General features: G+C 71.9%; 18 protein-coding genes. 9 read left to right on the top strand and 9 right to left on the bottom strand.

Annotation, left to right across the window (positions count from 1 at the left end; genetic code table 11):
• Positions 1 to 38: 38 nt before the first annotated feature.
• Positions 39 to 1184 carry a winged helix DNA-binding domain-containing protein gene (locus tag JIAGA_RS31750; protein ID WP_169738924.1) on the top strand — a complete coding sequence of 382 codons (1146 nt, stop codon included), beginning with the start codon at positions 39 to 41 and terminating at the stop codon, positions 1182 to 1184.
• A 104-nt stretch (positions 1185 to 1288) separates the two neighbouring features.
• Here JIAGA_RS31750 and JIAGA_RS0122290 read toward each other — a convergent pair whose 3' ends face one another.
• Positions 1289 to 1684 (bottom strand): TIGR03618 family F420-dependent PPOX class oxidoreductase, encoded by a 396-nt coding sequence (locus JIAGA_RS0122290; protein ID WP_026877352.1) that lies wholly within the window; start codon positions 1682 to 1684, stop codon positions 1289 to 1291.
• Positions 1685 to 1773: 89 nt separating this feature from the next.
• On the bottom strand, positions 1774 to 3564 hold the full coding sequence (locus JIAGA_RS0122285) for an acetyl/propionyl/methylcrotonyl-CoA carboxylase subunit alpha (RefSeq protein WP_026877351.1): 1791 nt from the start codon (positions 3562 to 3564) through the stop codon (positions 1774 to 1776).
• A gap of 156 nt (positions 3565 to 3720) precedes the next feature.
• Here JIAGA_RS0122285 and JIAGA_RS0122280 point away from each other — a divergent pair, with 156 nt between their 5' ends.
• Positions 3721 to 4242, top strand: a complete 522-nt coding sequence (locus JIAGA_RS0122280; protein ID WP_157553424.1) for a hypothetical protein — start codon at positions 3721 to 3723, stop codon at positions 4240 to 4242.
• Between the two features lie 3 nt (positions 4243 to 4245).
• Here JIAGA_RS0122280 and JIAGA_RS0122275 read toward each other — a convergent pair whose 3' ends face one another.
• Entirely contained in the window at positions 4246 to 4656 is a 411-nt protein-coding gene (locus tag JIAGA_RS0122275; RefSeq protein WP_211239793.1) for a MerR family transcriptional regulator, read from the bottom strand.
• A 132-nt stretch (positions 4657 to 4788) separates the two neighbouring features.
• On the opposite strand from JIAGA_RS0122275, the gene JIAGA_RS0122270 reads away from it, so the two are divergent.
• Together JIAGA_RS0122270 and JIAGA_RS0122265 are read left to right on the top strand one after the other, a co-directional pair.
• The gene (locus tag JIAGA_RS0122270) at positions 4789 to 5955 is read left to right on the top strand and encodes an acyl-CoA dehydrogenase family protein (protein WP_026877348.1); all 1167 of its coding nucleotides are present in this window, start codon (positions 4789 to 4791) and stop codon (positions 5953 to 5955) included.
• Positions 5956 to 6022: 67 nt separating this feature from the next.
• Positions 6023 to 7552, top strand: a complete 1530-nt coding sequence (locus JIAGA_RS0122265) for an acyl-CoA carboxylase subunit beta (RefSeq protein WP_026877347.1) — start codon at positions 6023 to 6025, stop codon at positions 7550 to 7552.
• A gap of 30 nt (positions 7553 to 7582) precedes the next feature.
• Here JIAGA_RS0122265 and JIAGA_RS31745 read toward each other — a convergent pair whose 3' ends face one another.
• The 6 genes from JIAGA_RS31745 to JIAGA_RS0122240 all read right to left on the bottom strand — a co-directional run bounded on the left by JIAGA_RS31745 (position 7583) and on the right by JIAGA_RS0122240 (position 13764).
• The gene (locus JIAGA_RS31745; RefSeq protein WP_051426397.1) at positions 7583 to 8266 is read right to left on the bottom strand and encodes a Maf family protein; all 684 of its coding nucleotides are present in this window, start codon (positions 8264 to 8266) and stop codon (positions 7583 to 7585) included.
• Between the two features lie 150 nt (positions 8267 to 8416).
• On the bottom strand, positions 8417 to 9820 hold the full coding sequence (locus JIAGA_RS0122255; RefSeq protein ID WP_026877346.1) for a dicarboxylate/amino acid:cation symporter: 1404 nt from the start codon (positions 9818 to 9820) through the stop codon (positions 8417 to 8419).
• Between the two features lie 164 nt (positions 9821 to 9984).
• Complete coding sequence (locus JIAGA_RS36420; protein WP_425402791.1) at positions 9985 to 10062, bottom strand: putative leader peptide; 78 nt, start codon at positions 10060 to 10062, stop codon at positions 9985 to 9987.
• 128 nt (positions 10063 to 10190) lie between these two features.
• Positions 10191 to 11858 (bottom strand): DUF885 domain-containing protein, encoded by a 1668-nt coding sequence (locus JIAGA_RS0122250; protein WP_211239792.1) that lies wholly within the window; start codon positions 11856 to 11858, stop codon positions 10191 to 10193.
• A 56-nt stretch (positions 11859 to 11914) separates the two neighbouring features.
• On the bottom strand, positions 11915 to 12139 hold the full coding sequence (locus tag JIAGA_RS0122245) for an acyl-CoA carboxylase subunit epsilon (protein WP_026877344.1): 225 nt from the start codon (positions 12137 to 12139) through the stop codon (positions 11915 to 11917).
• Between the two features lie 23 nt (positions 12140 to 12162).
• On the bottom strand, positions 12163 to 13764 hold the full coding sequence (locus JIAGA_RS0122240; RefSeq protein WP_026877343.1) for an acyl-CoA carboxylase subunit beta: 1602 nt from the start codon (positions 13762 to 13764) through the stop codon (positions 12163 to 12165).
• A gap of 116 nt (positions 13765 to 13880) precedes the next feature.
• On the opposite strand from JIAGA_RS0122240, the gene JIAGA_RS0122235 reads away from it, so the two are divergent.
• From JIAGA_RS0122235 to JIAGA_RS0122215, 5 genes are all read left to right on the top strand, one after another.
• Positions 13881 to 16553 (top strand): phosphoenolpyruvate carboxylase, encoded by a 2673-nt coding sequence (locus tag JIAGA_RS0122235; protein ID WP_026877342.1) that lies wholly within the window; start codon positions 13881 to 13883, stop codon positions 16551 to 16553.
• 141 nt (positions 16554 to 16694) lie between these two features.
• On the top strand, positions 16695 to 17483 hold the full coding sequence (locus JIAGA_RS31740; protein WP_051426396.1) for a biotin--[acetyl-CoA-carboxylase] ligase: 789 nt from the start codon (positions 16695 to 16697) through the stop codon (positions 17481 to 17483).
• Between the two features lie 46 nt (positions 17484 to 17529).
• Positions 17530 to 18039: a PH domain-containing protein gene (locus JIAGA_RS31735; RefSeq protein ID WP_035812857.1), complete on the top strand. Its 510-nt coding sequence runs from the start codon at positions 17530 to 17532 to the stop codon at positions 18037 to 18039.
• Positions 18036 to 19052 carry an adenylate/guanylate cyclase domain-containing protein gene (locus JIAGA_RS0122220; RefSeq protein WP_026877341.1) on the top strand — a complete coding sequence of 339 codons (1017 nt, stop codon included), beginning with the start codon at positions 18036 to 18038 and terminating at the stop codon, positions 19050 to 19052. Before JIAGA_RS31735 ends, JIAGA_RS0122220 begins: the two co-directional genes overlap by 4 nt.
• Positions 19053 to 19115: 63 nt before the next feature.
• Entirely contained in the window at positions 19116 to 19838 is a 723-nt protein-coding gene (locus JIAGA_RS0122215) for a nucleotidyltransferase family protein (RefSeq protein WP_026877340.1), read from the top strand.
• The last annotated feature ends 23 nt before the right edge of the window (positions 19839 to 19861 follow it).

Raw genomic sequence — 19861 nt, 5'->3', positions numbered from 1 at the left:
CGCAGCGCTCGGCGTTGTCGGTGCCGCGTGGTTCGATGGTGGCTGTGGAGAAGGTCTCGTGGGGTCAGGCGCTGGCGTGGCGGTTGCGCCGGCAGTATGTCGCCGAGGCGTCGCCGGGGCTGCTCGCCACCGCGTCGCGACTGGTGGGGCTGCATGCCCAAGTGGCGTCAACGGCGGAGTTGATCGCCGCGGTGCGCACCCCGTCGTATGCGCTCGGCGACACCGCGGCCGCGTTGTGGACCGACCGCACGCTGGTCCGCACCTGGGGCATGCGCGGCACCCTGCACCTGTTCCCGGCCGAGGAGCTGCCGCTGCTGGTCGCCGCGTTCGCGCAACGCCAGTTCCCGAAGCTCACGCCCGCCTGGGAGCGCTACCACGGCATCACCGGTGCCGACCTGCGCCGGGTCACCGACGTCATCGGCGAGGTGCTGCCGGGCCGGGTGCTCACCCGGGAGGAGTTGTCGGCCGAGGTCCTGCGGGTGGTGCGCAAGCCGGCGGTCGAGAAGGCGATGCGGTCGGGCTGGGGTCAGATCTTCAAGCCGGCCGCGGCCGGTGGCCTGCTGTGCTCGGGTCCAGACCGAGACCGCAACGTCACGTTCACCGACCCGCGCGGCTGGCTGCCGGACGCTCCCTGGGACTCCCAGCCGGACGAGCACACCGCCATGGCCGCGGTCATCGGCCGGTTCCTCGACACCTACGGTCCGGCCACGCACACCGACTTCAGTCGCTGGTGGGGCATCGATCCGGCGGCGGCACGCCGGCTGTTCGCCGACCACGCCGACGTCATTGTCGAGGTCGACCTCGACGGCATCGCCTCCTGGCTCACCCCGGCCGGCCTGGATGCCATGCTCCAGACCGATCCGCAGGATGCCGGCGGGGTGTGGCTGCTGCCGGGTTTCGACCCGTACGTCATCGCGCCGGTCGGCAACCGCGTCCACACCGTGCCCGAGGGCTACCTCGACCGGGTGTCGCGTGCCGCCGGCTGGATCTCACCTGTGCTGGTGGTCGACGGCGTCGTGCGCGGGGTGTGGGGTCACGAGCTGAAGAACTCGACGCTCACCGTCACCGTCGAGCCGTTCGAGAAGGTCTCCGCAGCCACCAAGGCCGCCGTCACGTCCGCGGCCGCGCGCTACGGCGAACTGTTCGGTGCCGACGTCCAGGTCAGCTGGGCCACGGCGGACTGAACGCCGGCGGCCTGAACGCCCGGCGGCCTGAATACACAGTGGCCTGAACACGACGGCCGCGGGGCTGTCCGCGGCCGTCGTGCATTCAGGTCAGCGGCTCCGGCTCAGGACGTCTCTTCCAGCACCTGGTCCACGGCCACCCGCACGGTGACGCGCTGCTCGCCCTCCTTGCGGAAGGGGTAGCTGTCGGCGTCCAGGTACTTCTTCGCCAGCCGGTCGATCACCTCGTCGCCGTCGGCGGTCGACAGGGTGGCGCGCCCGGTGACGCTGGCCCACCGCCAGGCGTTGTCGGGGTCCAGCACGCTGAGCGAGACGACGTCGTTCTCGCGGAGGTACCGCTCCTTCACCCGGCCCGCGGCGGTGTTGAAGACGACATCGTCGCCGTCGACGTCCACCCAGACGATGGAGTTGTGCGGCCGTCCGTCCGCGTCGAGTACCGTCGCCCAGCCGGGGATCGGGCGGGAGAACAGCTCACGGGCGGTGTCCGACAGTGTGGGCATGAAAGATCCTCTCGGGTCGTTGACGTGTCATACCCGCCAACGCGCCCGCACCGGCGACTCTTCCCCCATGATCACGGGGTGGAGGAGTGTCAGCTGACGATGGTGCAGATCACCGCTCCGTTGGCGATGGTGGCGCCCACTTCGGCGGACAGTCCGGAGACCGTCCCGGCCTTGTGCGCGGTGATGGGCTGCTCCATCTTCATGGCCTCCATCACGACGACGACGTCGCCCTCGGCCACCGCCTGCCCGTCCTCGGCGACGACCTTGATGATGGTGCCCTGCATCGGGGAGGCCAGCGCGTCGCCGCCGGCGGACGCGGCACCTGACCGGCCGCCGCCACGGCGGGCGGGCCGACGCTGCGGACCGCTCGCGGCCGCGGCACCGGGATTGGCGCCGAGACCGAGGCCTCCGGGCAACACGACCTCCAGCCGCTTGCCGCCGACCTCGACGGTGACCCGCTCGCGCACCGTCGCGGCCTCGGCGTCGTCGACACCCGAACCGGCGTACGGCGCGACGCGGTTGTCCCACTCGGTCTCGATCCAGCGGGTGTGCACGGTGAAGGGCGTGTCCGGTTCGGCCGGCACGAACGCGGGGTCGTCCAGCACCGCGCGGTGGAACGGGATGGCCGTGGCCAGGCCGTCGACCTCGAACTCGGCCAGCGCCCGGCGGGCTCGCTGCACCGCCTGCTCCCGGCTCGCTCCGGTGACGATCAGCTTGGCCAGCAGGGAGTCGAAGTTCTGACCGACGACGCTGCCTGCCTCGACACCCGCGTCGACGCGCACGCCCGGACCGGCCGGCGGGCGGAAGGTGGTGACCGTGCCGGGGGTGGGCAGGAAGTTGCGGCCCGGGTCCTCGCCGTTGATGCGGAACTCCAGCGAGTGCCCGCGCACGGGCGGGTCGTCGTAGCCGAGCTCGGCACCCTCGGCGACGCGGAACATCTCGCGCACCAGGTCCAGGCCGGTGACCTCTTCGGTCACCGGGTGCTCGACCTGCAGCCGGGTGTTGACCTCGAGGAAGGAGATGGTGCCGTCGTTGCCGACGAGGAACTCGCAGGTGCCGGCGCCGACGTAGCCGGCCTCGCGCAGGATCGCCTTCGACGCGCGGTACAGCTCGGCGTTCTGCTCCTCGGTGAGGAACGGCGCCGGCGCCTCCTCGACCAGCTTCTGGTGCCGGCGCTGCAACGAGCAGTCCCGCGTCGACACGACCACGACGTTGCCGTGCTGGTCGGCGAGGCATTGGGTCTCGACGTGCCGGGGACGGTCGAGGTAACGCTCGACAAAGCACTCGCCGCGGCCGAACGAGGCGACCGCCTCGCGGACGGCGGACTCGTACAGGTCGGGGATCTCCTCCAGCGTCCGGGCGACCTTCAGGCCGCGGCCGCCGCCGCCGAACGCCGCCTTGATGGCGATCGGCAGGCCGTGTTCCTTCGCGAACTCCACGACCTCGTCGGCGCTGGTCACCGGGTCGGGTGTGCCGGCGACGAGCGGCGCACCGGCGCGGGCGGCGATGTGCCGGGCACTGACCTTGTCGCCCAGCGCCTCGATGGCGGCCGGGGGCGGGCCGATCCACGTCAGCCCGGCATCGACGACGGCACTGGCGAACTCGGCGTTCTCGGCCAGGAACCCGTAGCCGGGGTGCACGGCGTCCGCGCCGGAGCGGGCCGCGACGTCGAGCAGCTTGGCGATGACGAGGTAGGTCTCCGTGGCGGACTCGCCGCCGAGCGCGTAGGCCTCGTCGGCGAGCCGGACGTGCGGTGCGTCGCGGTCGCCGTCGGCATACACCGCGACGCTCCCGATGCCAGCGTCGGCGCACGCGCGGATGACGCGAACTGCGATCTCGCCGCGATTAGCGACGAGCACCTTGGTGACCCTGCTGCTCACGACACTCCTCGGGGGCTCGACTGCGCGGCTACAGGCTAACCCAGGGTCTCCCGCGACCGGTCACCGTAGGCCGGTAGGGATCGCCCATGTCGGACGATGATGCCGATCGGGTCACCGGATGGCGAGCCACGCCCGATCCGTGCGATCCTTCGCCGGATGACCATGACGTGGGGCGAGCGGACCGTCATGTTCGTGCTGGTCGTGCTGGTACTGCTCGCGGGCCTGGCGATCGGGTTCGCGGCGACTCAGCACGGCGAGGCGCGCCTGGTGCACGACCTGCGGGCACACGGCAGGGAGACGCTCGCCTCCGATGCCGAGATGCGTCCCGCCGCGGGTCGGAGCGAGACCCTGCGGGTCCGGGCCGAGGTCGAGTTGCCGTCCGGGCCGCGTGTGCTCGAGCTGAGGGCCGTCAGCCCGAGCGGTTGGAGCCTGCCGCCGGGGCGGTGGTCGCCGGCGCCCGCGCCGTACGAGGGCGAGTTCCCTGTCCGCTTCGACCCTGCCGATCCCGAGCGGGTCATGGCCGAGTCCGATCTCGACGGCTACGAGGGCCTGGACGGCCGGGTGCTCTGGACCGTCGCGGGAGTCCTGACGGCGCTGGCCGCGATCTGGGTGTGGCCGGCCGTGCGAGTGATCAGGGCATGGTCGCGACGGGGTACCCCTGCGGGACCTTCGAGGTAGGAGTCAGCCGGCCAGCCGGTCCAGGTCGGCGCGGCAGCGGCGGTCCAGGTCGGCGAGCTCGGCCAGGGCGGCGTCGATGTCGCGCCGGCGCTCCTCCAGTTCGGCGCGCCGGCGGGCGATCTGTTCCAGCAGGTAGCGCAACTGCCCGACCTCGCCGGGCTCGGCGTCGTACATCCCGATGATCTTCTTGATCTCGTCGAGGGCGAAGCCGAGCCGCTTGCCGCGCAGCACCAGGCCCAGCCGCACGCGGTCACCGTCGTGGAAGACCCGGCGGGTGCCGTTGCGCTGCGGAGTGAGCAGCCCCTGCTCCTCGTAGAACCGGATGGTGCGCAGCGTGACGCCGTACTCCTCGGCCAGCTCCGCGATGGTCCACGTCCGCTCGTCGCCCACGTCCGCCCCCTCCCAAACGATCACGTTCGGCATGCGTGTGTTCGCCCCACCACCCATGCATGCCTGGTGAAGCCAACAGAACCCTGGTGTAGGCCCGCAACTCACGTTAACGTAAACGTCAAGTAGGCAGCACCATCCAGGGAAGCGGGAACGACGATGTTCGAGCTCTCCGCGGAGCACCAGGAGTTCCGTGACGTTGTCCGTGAGTTCGCCCGCGAGCGGATCGCGCCGCACGCCGCCGGGTGGGACCGCAACCACGAGTTCCCCGTCTCGACTGTCCGCGCCATGGGCGAGCTGGGGCTGTTCGGGCTCACCGCACCCGAGGAGTACGGCGGGGCAGGCGGCGGGCTCACCAGCCTGTGCGTGGCCATCGAGGAGATCGGCCGGGTCGACCAGTCGCTGGGCATCACCTTGGAGGCCGCCGTCGGCCTCGGGATCACACCGATCGTCGCCTACGGCACCGACGAGCAGAAGCGGCGCTGGCTGCCCGACCTCGTCGCCGGCCGGGCCCTCGCCGGGTTCGGCCTGACGGAGCCGGGCGCCGGGTCCGACGCGGGCGCGACGGTCACCCGGGCGCGCCTCGACGGCGGCGAATGGGTGATCGACGGTGCCAAACAGTTCATCACCAACTCCGGCAGCGAGCTGACGAGCTGCGTCACCATCACCGCGCGCACCGGCGACCAGCCGGACGGCACGGCGGAAGTGTCGGCCATCATCGTGCCGGCCGGGACGCCGGGCTTCGTCGTCGAGCCCGCCTACGACAAGCTCGGCTGGCACGCCTCCGACACCCACCCGCTGACGTTCGACGGCGCCCGGGTGCCGGCCGACCACCTGCTCGGCGAGCGCGGCAACGGGTTCGCACAGTTCCTGGCCACGCTCGACGACGGCCGCATCGCCATCGCCGCACTCGCGGTCGGCTGCATCCAGGCGATGATCGACGCCAGTGCCGGCTACGCGAACGAGCGGACGTCGTTCGGGACGCCGATCGGCAGCAAGCAGGGCGTGGCGTTCCAGGTAGCTGACCTGCACGTGATGGCGGAGGCGGCGCGGCTGCTGACGTACCGGGCGGCGGCGCTTCGTGACGCCGGCGCCCCGGCGGCGCAGGTCAAGCAGGCCGCGGCGACGGCCAAGCTCTACGCGACGGAGGCGGCGGTCAGCGCCACCCGGATCGCCACCCAGGTGCACGGCGGCTATGGCTTCATGGAGGAGTACCCCGTGGCCCGGTTCTACCGCGACGCCAAGATCCTGGAGATCGGCGAGGGCACCAGCGAGATCCAGCGGCTGGTCATCGCGCGTGGCATGGGGCTACCGGTTTCGGCATGATCATGTTCTCGCGCGGTCGCCGAGTGCCCGTCAGGGACATGATCATGGGTGAGGGAAGGGGCTGAGCGTGGGGCACGACCACTACGCCGAGGTCGAGACGGCCCGGAAGGCCACCGAGGCTCCGCCGGAGGCCGCGGCGGCCAAGCTGGCGGCGCAGGGCAAGCTCTACGTCCGCGAGCGGCTCGACCTGCTCTTCGACCCCGGCACCTTCGTCGAGGACGGGCAGCTCGCCAACGCCCTGGCGGGCAACCTCCCCGCCGACGGCGTCGTCACCGGCCGCGGGCTGGTGGACGGGCGGCCCGCGCTCGTCGTCGCGAACGATCCCACCGTCAAGGCCGGTTCGTGGGGCGCGCGCACCGTGGAGAAGATCGTGCGGGTCACCGAGGCCGCGCTGCGCGACGAGCTTCCGGTCTTCTGGTTCATCGATTCCGCCGGCGCCCGCATCACCGACCAGGTCCAGCTGTTCCCGGGCCGCCGGGGCGCCGGGCGCATCTTCCACAACCAGGTGGCGCTGTCCGGCAAGGTCCCGCAGATCTGCTGCCTGTTCGGCCCGAGCGCGGCGGGCGGTGCGTACATCCCGTCGTTCTGCGACATCGTGATCATGGTCGACGGCAACGCGTCCATGTACCTGGGCTCGCCGCGGATGGCCGAGATGGTCGTCGGCGAGACGGTCACGCTCGAGGAGATGGGCGGCGCGCGGATGCACGCGACGGTGTCCGGCTGTGGCGACAACCTGGCTGCCGACGACGCCGACGCGATCGAGCAGGCCAAGGCGTTCTTCTCCTACCTGCCGGGGTCGTGGCGGGCGGCGCCGCCGTCGTACCCGGCCGGAGAGCCGGCGCGCGAGTTCAGCCGCGACCTCGTCCCGGCTGAGGAAGCGCTCGGCTACGACATCCACGAGGTCATCGACGCGCTCCTGGACGACGGCACGTTCTTCGAGGTGAAGCCGCAGTTCGCGGCGGAGCTGGTGACCGGGTTCGGGCTCCTGGAGGGCCAGGTGGTCGGCGTGGTCGCCAACCAGCCCGCCGTCAAGGGCGGCGTGCTGTTCGTCGACTCCGCTGACAAGGCGGCGCGGTTCATCTGGCTGTGCGACGCCTTCAACGTGCCCCTGGTGTACCTCGCGGACGTCCCGGGCTTCATGATCGGCTCGCAGGTCGAGCGGCAGGGCATCATCCGGCACGGAGCCAAGATGATCACCGCGGTGGCGGAGGCGACGGTGCCGACGGTGTCGGTCATCGTCCGCAAGGCCTACGGTGCGGGGCTCTACGCGATGTGCGGGCCCGGGTTCGGTCCAGACGCCTGTTTGGCGCTGCCGACGGCGAAGATCGCGGTGATGGGGCCCGAGGCCGCGGTGAACGCGGTGTACTTCAACAAGATCGCCGCCATCGAGGACGAGGCGGAGCGGGCGGCCTTTGTGGCGGGGCTGCGCTCGGAGTACGAGGCCGACATCGACATCCTCCGGCTGGCCTCGGACCTGGTGATCGATGCGATCGTCGAGCCCGAGCAGCTGCGTGAGCAGTTGGTGGCGCGGCTGGCGGCGGCGGCCGGGAAGGACCGGTCGTTCTCGAGCCGCCGGCACGGTGTGCCGCCGGTCTGACGTCGGGCCGGCGCCGCCCGGGCGGCCCGGCTAGTGCAGTCCGGCGCGGCGGGCCCGGCGGCGCACCGGCTCGTGGTCGCGGTCGGTGCGCCACAGATCGGTGATGCCGACGCCGAGCTGCGCCAGCAGCGTGCGTAGCAGTGGCAGCGAGAGGCCGACGACGGCGTGATGGTCGCCTTCGATGCCGGTGACGAACGGGCCGCCGAGACCGTCGATGGTGAACGCGCCCGCCACCCGCAGCGGCTCGCCGGTGTCGACATAGGCGTCGATCTCGGCATCGGACAGGTCGGCGAAGTGCACCGTGGTGCCGGCGGTCTCACCCAGTGCCCGGCCCGTACCGCCGTCGTCGGGCTCGCGCAGGTCGATGAGCCAGTGCCCGGTGTAGAGCACGCCGGACCGCCCGCGCATGCGCCGCCACCGGCGCACCGCGTCGTCGGGGTCGGCCGGCTTGCCGTGAACCTCGCCGTCCAGCTCGAGGATGGAGTCGCAGCCCAGCACGATCATGTCGGTGAACGTCCGGCCGGCGACGTGTTCGGCTTTGGCCCGCGCGAGCAGCAGCGGGGCGTCGCGTGGAGGCACCGGGCCGCGGCGACGTGCCTCCTCGAGCACCGCGTCCTCGTCGACGCCGGAGACCTGCACCACCGGCTCGATGCCGGCGGAACGCAGCGTCGCGAGCCGGGCTGGGGACTGGGAAGCGAGCAGCAGGCGTAGCACAGCACCTCACGTTACCGAAAATGATCATCGGCGGTCGATGCCCTGCGGACATTCGACCGCCGACGATCATCGGGTGATCTCGGTCACCGAGAGGTTAACCCGAGGTCGGTGACCCTGTCTCTGTCATGCGATTTGCGACGGCAGCCCGGTTCATGCCGTGGCCAGCTCGCCGGGACGGGCGGGCTCGTCGTCCTCGGCGCGCTCGCCGGTGAACACGTCACCGCGCCGGTTGGAGTTGTAGACCTCCAGGTCGAGCAGCCCTTCCCGCTGGGCGACGATGGTCGGTACCAGCGCCTGCCCGGCGACGTTGACCGCGGTGCGGCCCATGTCGAGGATCGGGTCGACGGCCAGCAGCAGGCCCACGCCGGCCAACGGCAGGCCCAGCGTCGACAGCGTCAGCGTGAGCATGACCGTCGCGCCGGTCGTGCCGGCGGTGGCGGCCGAGCCCACCACGGACACCAGCACGATCAGCAGGTAGTCGGTGATGCTGAGGTCCAGGCCGAAGAACTGCGCCACGAAGATGGCCGCGATGGCCGGGTAGATGGCGGCGCACCCGTCCATCTTGGTGGTGGCGCCGAACGGCACCGCGAACGAGGCGTAGGACCGCGAGACGCCCAGGTTGCGCTCGGTGACCTGCTCGGTCACCGGCAGCGTCCCGACCGACGAACGCGACACGAAGGCCAGCTGGATGGCCGGCCAGGCTCCGGTGAAGAACTTCAGCGGGTTCAGTCCGTGCGCGCGCAGCACGATCGGGTAGACGACGAACAGCACCAGCGCCAAGCCGATGTAGATGGCCAGGGTGAAACGGCCGAGCGAGCCGATGGCGTCCCAGCCGTAGTCGGCGACGGCGTAGCCGAGCAGGCCGATGGTGCCGATCGGGGCCAGCCGGATGATCCACCAGAGCACCTTCTGGATGATCGCCAGCGCGGCCCGGTTGAAGGCCAGGAACGGCTCGGCCTTCTCGCCGACCTTCAGCGCCGCGATGCCGATGGCGGCGGAGACCACGAGGAACTGCAACACATTGAACGACAGGCTGGTGGCGGCCGCGCCGCTCTCGGGGTCCAGCGACGTGGACGCGGACAGCCCGAGGAAGTTCGTTGGCACCAGGCCGGTCAGGAACGCCCACCAGTCACCGGTGCGGCCCGGCTCAGCTGCCGCCGCGTCCGTGACCGACGTGTGCTGACCGGGCTGCAGGATCAGGCCGAGCGTGATGCCGATGCTCACGGCGATCAGTGCGGTGATGGCGAACCACAGCAGTGTCTGGCCGGCGAGCCGGGCGGCGTTCGTGACGTTGCGCAGGTTCGCGATGCTGGCGACGATCGCGGTGAAGATCAGCGGGATCACCGCGGTGCGCAGCAGATCGACGAACAGCCCGCCGATGGTGTCGAGCGTGCTGGTCAGCCAGTTCGGGTTGCCGTCGGCGGCCGGGCCCAGATTGCGGGCTACCAGGCCGAGGACGACACCGAGCACCAAGCCGATCAGCACCTGGACGGAGAAGGACGGAAGTCGCAGTCGCCGGGACGCGGGCGCGTCGGCGGACGTGGACTGGGACATGCTGACGCCTTTCGGGACGGGATCAGGGGAGATGAGGCGGGTGGAGCGGCGAGCGCGGGCCGGGACATCGCACGGACGCGGTCAGGCGGCGTCAGGGACGCGATGTGGGGTGACGCGGCACCGGGTGCGGCGTGCCAGGACGCGGGCGGGCGCTCGCTCGGGGCTCAGCCCGGACAGACAGCGCTGGCCTGCCGTCGAAGATCGACGTGCAGGCGCTCGGTGAGTCCCCAGATGTTCGTCATGACCGAAACACCCTAACCGAGGGCGGCGGTCCGGTATTCCCCGGTTGGGAAATTCATCGACGGGCAGATTCCCGGCGACCGGCAGCCCGCCGGGGGATCTGCTCGCCGGCGGGCCGGAACCGGCCGGTTCAGAGACGGGCCAGGGCGTTCTTCAGCGGGTCCAGGCCGACCGACCCGAGGTCGAGCGCGGCCCGGTGGAACTCGCGCAGGTCGAACGCGTCGCCCTGACGGCGGCGGGCGTCCTCACGGGCGGCCAGCCAGATCCGCTCGCCGACCTTGTACGACGGCGCCTGCCCCGGCCAGCCGAGGTAGCGGTCCAGCTCGAAGCGGAGGAACTCGTCGGGCATCCGGCAGTGCGCGCGCAGGAACGCGTACGCGGACTCGGGCGTCCACCGTCCGGGCGTGAGGCCGTCGGCGCGCGCGAGCGACTCCGGCACGTCCTTGCCCAGGTGGAAGCCGATGTCGACCACCACGCGCGCGGACCGGAACGCCTGGCTGTCGAGCATGCCGAGCCGGTCGCCGGGGTCGTCGAGGAAACCCAGGTCGGCCATCAGCCGCTCCGCGTACAGCGCCCAGCCCTCGCCGTGGCCCGACACCCAGCACATCAGCCGCTGCCACCGGTTGAGCACCTCGCGCCGGTAGACGACCTGCGCCACCTGCAGGTGGTGGCCGGGGACGCCCTCGTGGAACACCGTCGTGGTCTCTCGCCAGGTGGAGAACTCCTCCACACCCTCCGGGACCGACCACCACATGCGCCCGGGCCGGGACAGGTCGTCGCTCGGGCCGGTGTAGTAGATGCCGCCGTCCTTGGTGGGTGCGATGCGGCACTCCAGCCGGCGAATCGGCTCCGGGATGTCGAAGTGGACGCCGTTCATCGCCTCGACGGTGCGGTCGGACAGGTCCTGCATCCATGCCTGCAGCCCGGCGGTCCCGACGATCTTCCGGTCCGGTTCGGCGTCCAGCGCGGCGACGGCGTCGTCCACGGTGCCGCCGGGCACGATCTGCCGGGCGACCTCGGCCATCTCGGCCTCGACCCGGGCCAGTTCCGCGACGCCCCACTCGTACGTCTCGTCCAGGTCGATCTCGGCGCCGAGGAAGTGCCGCGAAGCGATGGAGTAGGCGTCCTTGCCGACGGCGTCGTCCTCGCGGGCCTTGGGCGCGACCATGTCGGTGAGGAAGCGGCCGAACCGCTCGTACGCCAGCGACGCGTCGGCCGCTGCCGGGTCCAGCTCACCGCGCATGCCCTCCGGGGCGGTGGCGACGAGCCCGGCGAAGAACGTGTCGGCGATGCGGCGGGCCTGCTCGGCCACCGCCAGCACCTGCCGCAGCGCCGGCGGCCGGCCGGCGGCGGTGTCGGCGAGCATGGTCTGGCGGTACTGCTCGAGCGCGGTGGGGACCTGCCGCAGCCGAGCGTTGATGCTTGCCCACTGATCGTCGGTCTCGGTGGGCATGAGGTCGAACGTCTCGCGGACCCAGTGCATAGGGCTGTCGATGACGTTGAGACTCCGGTTCAGGCCGGCGTCGTCCATCTCCAGGTCCAGGCCGAGCCGTTCCCGCATGGCCTCGCCCGCCACCCGCTCGCGCTCGTCGGCCGCCGTGGCGGTGTCGAGGGCGGCGAGGATCTGCTGGGTCAGCTGGCGGCGCTCGGCGAACCCGTCCGGCGACAGGTCCGTGCTGGCGTCGTCGTAACCCGTCAGGCCCACATACGTGGCGGTGAACGGGTCGAGGGCGGCGTACACGTCGACGTAAGCGTCGGCGATCTCGTCGACGGTGCGCGGCGGCTGCGGAATGGTCACGGGAGCGACCCTAGACGGCCGCGCGGGTTCCGGGCAGGTCGGTTTTGCCGGTGCCGTCAGCGCGGCAGCGCGCTGGCCCGCCATGCCCCCGAGCCCGCCGTCAACGGCGCCCGGTTCCGGCTCCAGTACGACGCCCACGCCGACCGGCCCGGCGCCGGCTGGGCCGGGGCGGCCGCCGTCCGCGCCGCCAGGACCACCAGCAGCGCCGCCAGTTCCTCGTCGGTGGGGTTGCCCCGCACCACCCGCAGGACGGGCCTCGGCTGCGTCGTCGGATCGTCCACGGCGCTCACCCTATCGTCGCCGGTCACAGCGGGATGTTGCCGTGCTTCTTGGGCGGGAGGGTCTCGCGCTTCGTGCGCAGCGCCCGCAGGGCCTGGATGATGGCCACCCGGGTGCGCGACGGAGGGATCACGGCGTCGACGTAGCCGCGCTCGGCGGCGAGGTACGGGTTGGCCAGGGTGTCCTCGTAGTCGGTGATCAGTTCCGCGCGGCGCGTCTCCGGGTCGGCGGCCTCGGCCAGTTCGCGGCGGTGCAGGATGTTCACCGCGCCCTGGGCGCCCATGACGGCGATCTGCGCGGTCGGCCAGGCGAGGTTGACGTCGGCGCCGAGATGCTTGGAGCCCATGACGTCGTAGGCGCCGCCGTAGGCCTTGCGGGTGATGACGGTCACCAGCGGGACGGTGGCCTCGGCGTAGGCGTAGATGAGCTTCGCGCCGCGGCGGATGATGCCGTTCCACTCCTGGTCGGTGCCCGGCAGGAAGCCGGGCACGTCGACGAACGTGAGCACCGGGATGTTGAAGGCGTCACAGGTGCGCACGAACCGGGCCGCCTTCTCCGACGCGTCGATGTCCAGCGTCCCGGCGAACTGCATGGGCTGATTGGCGACGACACCGACCGACTGGCCCTCGATGCGGCCGAAGCCGACGACGATGTTGCCGGCGAACAACGGCTGCACCTCCAGGAAGTCAGCGGAGCCGTCGGCCGTGACGTCCATGACGGCCTCGATCACGGAGTGCATGTCGTACGGCTGGTTGGCGCTGTCCGGCACCAGGGTGTCCAGGACGAGGTCGGCGTCCGTGACCTCCAGCGCCGCGTCGGAGCCGGGGAACGACGGCGCCGGGTCGAGGTTGTTCTGCGGCAGGTAGGACAGCAGCGCCTTGACGTAGTCGATGGCGTCGGCCTCGTCGGCGGCCATGAAGTGGGCGTTGCCGCTCTTCGTGTTGTGCGAGCGGGCGCCGCCGAGGTCCTCGAAGCCCACGTCCTCGCCGGTGACGGTCTTGATGACGTCCGGGCCGGTGATGAACATGTGCGAGGTCTGGTCGACCATGACGGTGAAGTCGGTGATGGCCGGCGAGTACACCGCGCCGCCCGCGCACGGCCCCATGATCAGCGAGATCTGCGGGATGACGCCCGAGGCGTGCACGTTGCGCCGGAAGATCTCACCGTAGAGGCCGAGCGAGACCACCCCCTCCTGGATGCGCGCGCCACCGGAGTCGTTGATGCCGATGATCGGGCAGCCGGTCTTCAGCGCGAAGTCCATGACCTTGACGATCTTCTCGCCGAACACCTGGCCGAGACTGCCGCCGAAGACGGTGAAGTCCTGCGCGAACACCGCCACCTGGCGTCCGTCGATGGTGCCGAAACCGGTCACGACGCCGTCGCCGTACGGGCGGTTCTTCTCCATGCCGAACGCGGTGGAGCGGTGCCGGGCCAGCTCGTCGAACTCGACGAACGAGCCCTCGTCGAGCAGCATCGCGATGCGCTCGCGGGCGGTCTTCTTGCCGCGGGCGTGCTGCTTCTCCACGGCCCGCTCGGAGCCGGCGTGCACTGCGTCGTCGATCCGCTGCCGCAGGTCGGCGAGTTTGCCCGCGGTGGTGTGGATGTCGGGGACGTCGTGCGCGGTCATGTGGGTGCCTCCGATGGGTGGAAAACGCCCTAGCAGGTTAGAGCACGGCCGGAAGGCGCCGTCTCGCACTGTGGGGCAGGACGCCCAGCCGGCCGTGACGTCATTACCCTGGCCGCATGGCTGCCACTGCCACCGGTTCCCGCGAAGCCGCCCGTTTCGAGATGCCCGAGCGGCTGCGTGCCGACGTCCGCCAGCTGGGCGACGCGCTCGGCCAGGTGCTGCGTGAGTACGGCGGCGATGGTCTGCTCGCCGACGTAGAACAGCTGCGCGAGCTCACCATCGCCTCGCACCACGAGGACCAGACCGTCGCCGACGACGCCGCCAGCCAGGCCGAGCAACTCGTCGCGTCCTGGACGCTGGAACGTGCCGACGAGGTCGCCCGCGCGTTCACGGTCTACTTCCACCTGGTCAACGCCGCCGAGGAGTACCACCGGGTGCGCTCGCTGCGCGCCGGCGACCGTGCCGACCACCCGCTGGCCGGCACGGTCGCGAAGGCGGTCGAGGACGTCGCCCGCCTGGCCGGGCAGGACAAGGCCAAGCACCTGCTCGACGGTTTGGAGTTCCGGCCGGTGCTCACCGCGCACCCCACCGAGGCGCGCCGGCGCGCCGTCGTCACCGCGATCCGGCGCATCGCCGGGCTGCTGGAGCGGCGCGACGATCCTCGGCTGGGAGCCTCCGAGGACGCCGAGACGCACCGGATGCTGCTGGAGCAGATCGACGTGCTGTGGCGGACCGAGCCGTTGCGGGTCGACCGTCCCGGCCCGCTCGACGAGGTCCGCACCGCCATGTCCGCCTTCGACGACGTCCTGTTCCACGTCGTGCCGCAGGTGTACCGGCGCGCGGAGATGGCGCTGTCCGGCGGCGACGCGGCGGCCGGCACCGGCCCGGTGGCCGCGCCGCAGGTCCCGGCGTTCGTCCGGCTCGGTTCGTGGATCGGCGGCGACCGCGACGGCAACCCCAACGTCACCAGTGTCATCACCCGGCAGGCCATGGCCATCCAGTCCGACCACGTGCTGGAGGCGCTGGAGTCGGCCTGTGCCGCGGTCGGCCGCGGGCTCACCCTCGACGCCGCCAGCACACCGGCCTCGGCCGAGGTGCGCCGCATGCTCACCGACGCCGAGGCCGCGCAGCCGGAGCTGTACAGCGAGCTGGCGTCCCGTTCGCCCAACGAGCCGCACCGCATCGCGGTCCTGTACGCGGCCGCCCGGGTCGGCGCGACCCGCCGCCGCGACGCCGACGTGTCGTACTCCTCGGCCGCCGAGTTGCTGGCCGACCTGCGCGCCGTCCAGGGCAGCCTGGCCGAGGCCGGCGCCTCCCGCCAGGCGTACGGCGAGCTGCAGGGCCTGATCTGGCAGGTGGAGTCGTTCGGCTTCCACCTGGCCGAGCTGGAGGTCCGGCAGCACAGTGCCGTCCACCGTGCCGCGCTGGAGGAGATCGCCGCCGGCGGTGAGCTGTCCGAGCGCACCGAAGAGGTCCTCGCGACCATCCGGGTCATGGCGCAGATCCAGGCCCGCTTCGGGCCCGACGCCTGCCGTCGCTACGTCGTCTCCTTCACCCAGTCCGCCGACGATCTCGCGGCGGTACACGAGCTGGCCCGGCACGCGCTGGACGGGCGGCCGCTGGAGTTGGACGTGGTGCCGCTGTTCGAGACCGGGGCCGACCTCGCCGCCTGCGTCGACATCCTCGAGGGTGCGCTGCGGCTGCCGGAGACCCAGGCCCGGCTCGACGCCACCGGCCGGCGCATGGAGATCATGCTCGGCTACTCCGACTCCGCCAAGGACGTCGGCCCGGTGTCGGCGACACTGGCGCTGTACGACGCCCAGGACCGGCTGACCGCGTGGGCGCGTTCGCACGAGCTGACGCTCACCATGTTCCACGGCCGCGGCGGGGCGCTGGGCCGCGGCGGCGGCCCGGCCAACCGGGCCGTCCTCGCGCAGGCGCCGGGCTCCGTCGACGGCCGGTTCAAGCTCACCGAGCAGGGCGAGGTCATCTTCGCGCGGTACGGCGATCCCGCCATCGCCCGCCGGCACATCGAGCAGGTCGCCTCGGCGGTGCTGCTGGCGTCCACGCCGGCGGTCGAGGAGCGCGCCCGGGCGGCCGCCGTGGAGTTCGCGTCGCTGGAGTCCGTCCTCGACACCGCCGCTCGCGAGGCCTACCACGCGCTGGTGCGCGCCGAGGGCTTCCCGGAGTGGTTCGCCCGGGTCACCCCGCTGGAGGAGGTCGGCTCGCTACCCATCGGCTCGCGGCCGGCCCGCCGCGGGCTGACGGTGTCGTCGCTGGACGACCTGCGCGCCATCCCGTGGGTGTTCTCCTGGTCGCAGACCCGGGTCACCCTGCCCGGCTGGTACGGCCTCGGCTCCGGCCTGGCCGCCGTCGGCGACCTCGACCTGCTGCGCCGCGCATACGCCGAGTGGCCCCTGTTCACCGTCATGATGGAGAACGCGGAGATGTCGCTGGCGAAGTCCGACCGGCGCATCGCCGCGCGGTATCTGGCGCTGGGTGACCGGCCGGACCTGACCGAGCGCATCCTCGACGAGCACGCGCTCACCACCCGTTGGGTGCTCGACGTCACCGGCCACAGCCGGCTGCTGGAGGACCGGCACGTGCTCGGCCGCGCGGTCGCGCTGCGCAACCCGTACGTGGACGCGCTGTCGTACCTGCAGGTCCGGGCGCTGCGGGCGCTGCGGCGCGACGAGGTCGAGTCCGGTTCCAAAGCCGAGGCCGCCAACCGCCGGCTGCTGCAGATCAGCGTCAACGGCGTGGCCGCCGGCCTGCAGAACACCGGCTGATCGATCCGGCCCAGCTGCCCTGGCTGCCCCGGAAATGATCACGTCCACCATGGTTGCCCACGCGTCACCATGCATGCATGCCTCGTGGAGCGGGTGCACCCATGGTGGACGTGATCATTTCCGGGCGGGGAGGCTGGCGCTGTGACGGCGTGGAACGTGCGGTGGGTCGCGACGACAGGGTCGACGAACGCCGATGTCGCGGCGGCAGCCCGGGAGGGCGCGGCCGAAGGTCTGCTCGTCGTCGCCGACCACCAGAGCGCCGGCCGGGGCCGCCTCGACCGGCGCTGGGAGGCGCCGCCGGGCACGTCGCTGGCGATGTCGTTCCTGCTCCGGCCGGACGACGTGCCCAGCGCCCGGTGGCCGTGGCTGCCGCTGCTGACCGGGGTCGCGGTCACCGAAGCGGTCGAGCGGGCCGCCGGCGCGACGGCGGTGCTCAAGTGGCCGAACGACGTGCTGCTGACGGCAGGCCCGGACGCGCCGGGCGGGGGCGTCGTCGGCAAGCTCGCCGGGATCCTGACCGAGCGGGTGGAGACGGAGCAGGGGCCGGCCGCCGTCGTCGGCATCGGGCTCAACGTCTCGCAGTCGCCGGAACAGCTGCCGCCCGGTGCGGCGTCGCTGGCCTGGGCTGGTACCGACCGTGCCGGCACCGGCGCCCGTCGGGCCGCCCTCGTCGACGCCGTCGGTGACCGGCTGGCGGCCCGCTACCGCGAGTGGCGCGCGGCTGGGGGCGACCCGGCGCCGTCGCTGGCCGGTGCCTACCGCGACCGCTGCGACACACTCGGCCGGCAGGTGCGGGCGGAACTGCCCGACGGCGGCAGCGTCCTCGGCCGGGCCGCGGCGGTGGACGACTCCGGCCGCCTGGTCATCGAGACCGGGGCCGGGACGGTCGTCGTCGGCGCCGGCGACATCGTTCATCTGCGGCCTCGCTGAGGGTGGCGGTTCACCCACAGCGGCGCGCCGTGCCAGGATTCAGCACATGGGGTTTTCCGACAAGCACCTCAGCGACGACGAACAGGTCATCTTCCACCTGCACACGCACGTGAAGGCGCTCATCGTCCCGGTTGTCGTGCTGCTGGTGCTGGCCGCCGGCGTCGGCTTCGGCCTGGGTGCGCTGCCCGAGGGTGAGACGATCGGCACGATCGGCCGGTGGGCGCTGCTGATCGTCGGCGTCGTGGTGCTCATAGCGTGGGTGATCTGGCCGTTCCTGACCTGGCTGACCACCACGTACACGATCACGAACGAGCGGCTGGTCACGCGGCAGGGCATCATCACCCGCACCGGCCGCGACATCCCGCTGCGGGTCATCAACGACGTCGCGTACGAGATGCACCTCAACGACCGCATCCTGCGGTGCGGCACGCTGGTGGTCTCCGCCGCCAGCGAGCAGGGTCAGGTCCGGCTGGACGACGTGCCCAAGGTCCAGCAGGTGCAACTGCGGCTGAACGAACTGGTGCGCGAGGCGCACGAGGAGGACGAGCGCGCGTGACGCTGCCGCCGGAGCCGCCCCGGCGCCCCACCGCCGACGAGCTGGAGCGGCTCCTGCTGGGCGCGTCCCGGCGCTACACGTGGAAACAGATCGCCGAGGGTGCCGGGCTCACGGTCGCCGACGCGCAGCGGTACTGGCGTGCCCTCGGCTTCCCCGACGTCGGCGACGAGCAGGCGTTCACCGTCTGGGACATGGAGGCTCTGCGCGGCATCACCGACCTCGTCCGCGACGGCGTCGTCGACGAGGCCACGGCCGTGCAGATGGTGCGGGCGCTGGGCCGCATGACCGGCCGCCTCGCCGAGTGGCACGTCGAGACACTGGCCGAGATCATCGAGGAGAACGAGGCCGCCGGTGTCGGTACCGGCAGCCGGCTGACATCGGCGTACCTGGTGGCGCAGAAGCTGCTGCCGGAGTTCGAGCGGCTGCTCATCTACACCTGGCGGCGCAAGCTGGGCGCGTCGGTGAACCGGCTGGTCGCCATCGGCCGCATCGGTGACGCGCCGCTGCTGGCGGCGCCGGCGTCGGTGGGTTTCGCCGATCTGGTGTCGTTCACCCGGCTCTCGCGCGGGCTGAGCGTCGAGGCGCTGGGCGAACTGGTCGAGCGGTTCGAGGCCACCACCAACGACGTCATCTTCGGCACCGGCGGGCGGGTCATCAAGACGCTCGGCGACGAGGTCGTGTTCACCGCCGACGACCCCAAGACCGCCGCCACCATCGGCTGCCGGCTGGTGGCCGAGATCGGCGAGGACGCCACGCTGCCCGACATCCGGGTCGGTATCGCGACCGGCCCGGTGGTCGCCCGCCTGGGGGACGTGTTCGGTACCCCCACCAACCTGGCGGCCCGGCTGACCGCCCTGGCCGAGCGCAACTCCGTCCTCGTCGACGACGCCACCGCGGACGAGCTGGCAGACGTGGGCGACTTCGCACTGCGCGCCCTGCCGCCGACGACGGTGCGCGGCCTGGGCATCGTCAACGCGTTCTCGGTGACGGTGCGCAGGGAGCCGACGGCGTGACGTGCTCACTGCACAAGCGAGCCGACGGGGACCTCCGCGCCGGCGCCGTGTAGCGTCCGCGGCATGACGAGCGACCTGCCGGTGCGCCAGGCCGTGATCCTCGCCGGGGGACAGGGCTCCAGGCTCAAGCCGTACACCGACACCATCCCCAAGGTGATGATCGAGGTCGCCGGGCGATGCATCATCGATCATCAACTGGAGTGGCTGGCCGAGAGCGGCGTCACCGACGTCGTCGTCTCCGCCGGACACCTCAGCGAGGTGCTGCTCGAGCACCTGGACTCGCGGGAGCAGCCGGTGCGGCTGCAGTCGGTCATCGAGGACGAGCCCCTCGGCCGCGGCGGCGGCCTCAAGTACGCCGGCAAGCACCTGTCCCGCCCGGACGAAGGCTGGTACGCGCTCAACGGCGACATCTGGACCCGCTTCGATTTGCGCGCCATGGCCGCCTACCACGCCGAACGGCAGGCGGTCGCCACCATCGGGCTGGCCCGGCCGCGGCTGCCCTGGGGTGTGGTCGAGCTCGACGGGTACGGCCGGGTCACCGACTTCGTCGAGTCGCCGCCGTCGCCGTACCCGATCAACGGCGGCATCTACGTGTTCGCGCCGCACATCCTCGATCTGCTGCCCGACGTCGGCGACCACGAGCGCACCACGTTCCCGTCGCTGGCCAAGGACCGCCGGCTGGCCGGCTTCCCCATCGAGGGCTACTGGCGGGCCATCGACACCGCCAAGGACATCGGCGAGGCCGCCAAGGAGTTCGCGTCGCTCCGCCGCCCCGACGCTGAATGATGCCGTCCGCCGGCCGATAGGGT

Source organism: Jiangella gansuensis DSM 44835, assembly GCF_000515395.1.
GTDB lineage: Bacteria > Actinomycetota > Actinomycetes > Jiangellales > Jiangellaceae > Jiangella > Jiangella gansuensis.
Note: the sequence above shows the minus strand (reverse complement) of the source record. Positions and strands in the feature narration are given on the sequence as shown.

What these genes read in the sequence shown, in the direction of transcription:
- JIAGA_RS0122290 (WP_026877352.1), bottom strand. Translation starts at nt 1,684, where the DNA reads ATGCCCACACTGTCGGACACCGCCCGTGAGCTGTTCTCCCGCCCGATC.
- JIAGA_RS0122280 (WP_157553424.1), top strand. Translation starts at nt 3,721, where the DNA reads ATGACCATGACGTGGGGCGAGCGGACCGTCATGTTCGTGCTGGTCGTG.
- JIAGA_RS0122270 (WP_026877348.1), top strand. Translation starts at nt 4,789, where the DNA reads ATGTTCGAGCTCTCCGCGGAGCACCAGGAGTTCCGTGACGTTGTCCGT.
- JIAGA_RS0122255 (WP_026877346.1), bottom strand. Translation starts at nt 9,820, where the DNA reads ATGTCCCAGTCCACGTCCGCCGACGCGCCCGCGTCCCGGCGACTGCGA.
- JIAGA_RS36420 (WP_425402791.1), bottom strand. Translation starts at nt 10,062, where the DNA reads ATGACGAACATCTGGGGACTCACCGAGCGCCTGCACGTCGATCTTCGA.
- JIAGA_RS0122240 (WP_026877343.1), bottom strand. Translation starts at nt 13,764, where the DNA reads ATGACCGCGCACGACGTCCCCGACATCCACACCACCGCGGGCAAACTC.
- JIAGA_RS0122235 (WP_026877342.1), top strand. Translation starts at nt 13,881, where the DNA reads ATGGCTGCCACTGCCACCGGTTCCCGCGAAGCCGCCCGTTTCGAGATG.
- JIAGA_RS31735 (WP_035812857.1), top strand. Translation starts at nt 17,530, where the DNA reads ATGGGGTTTTCCGACAAGCACCTCAGCGACGACGAACAGGTCATCTTC.
- JIAGA_RS0122215 (WP_026877340.1), top strand. Translation starts at nt 19,116, where the DNA reads ATGACGAGCGACCTGCCGGTGCGCCAGGCCGTGATCCTCGCCGGGGGA.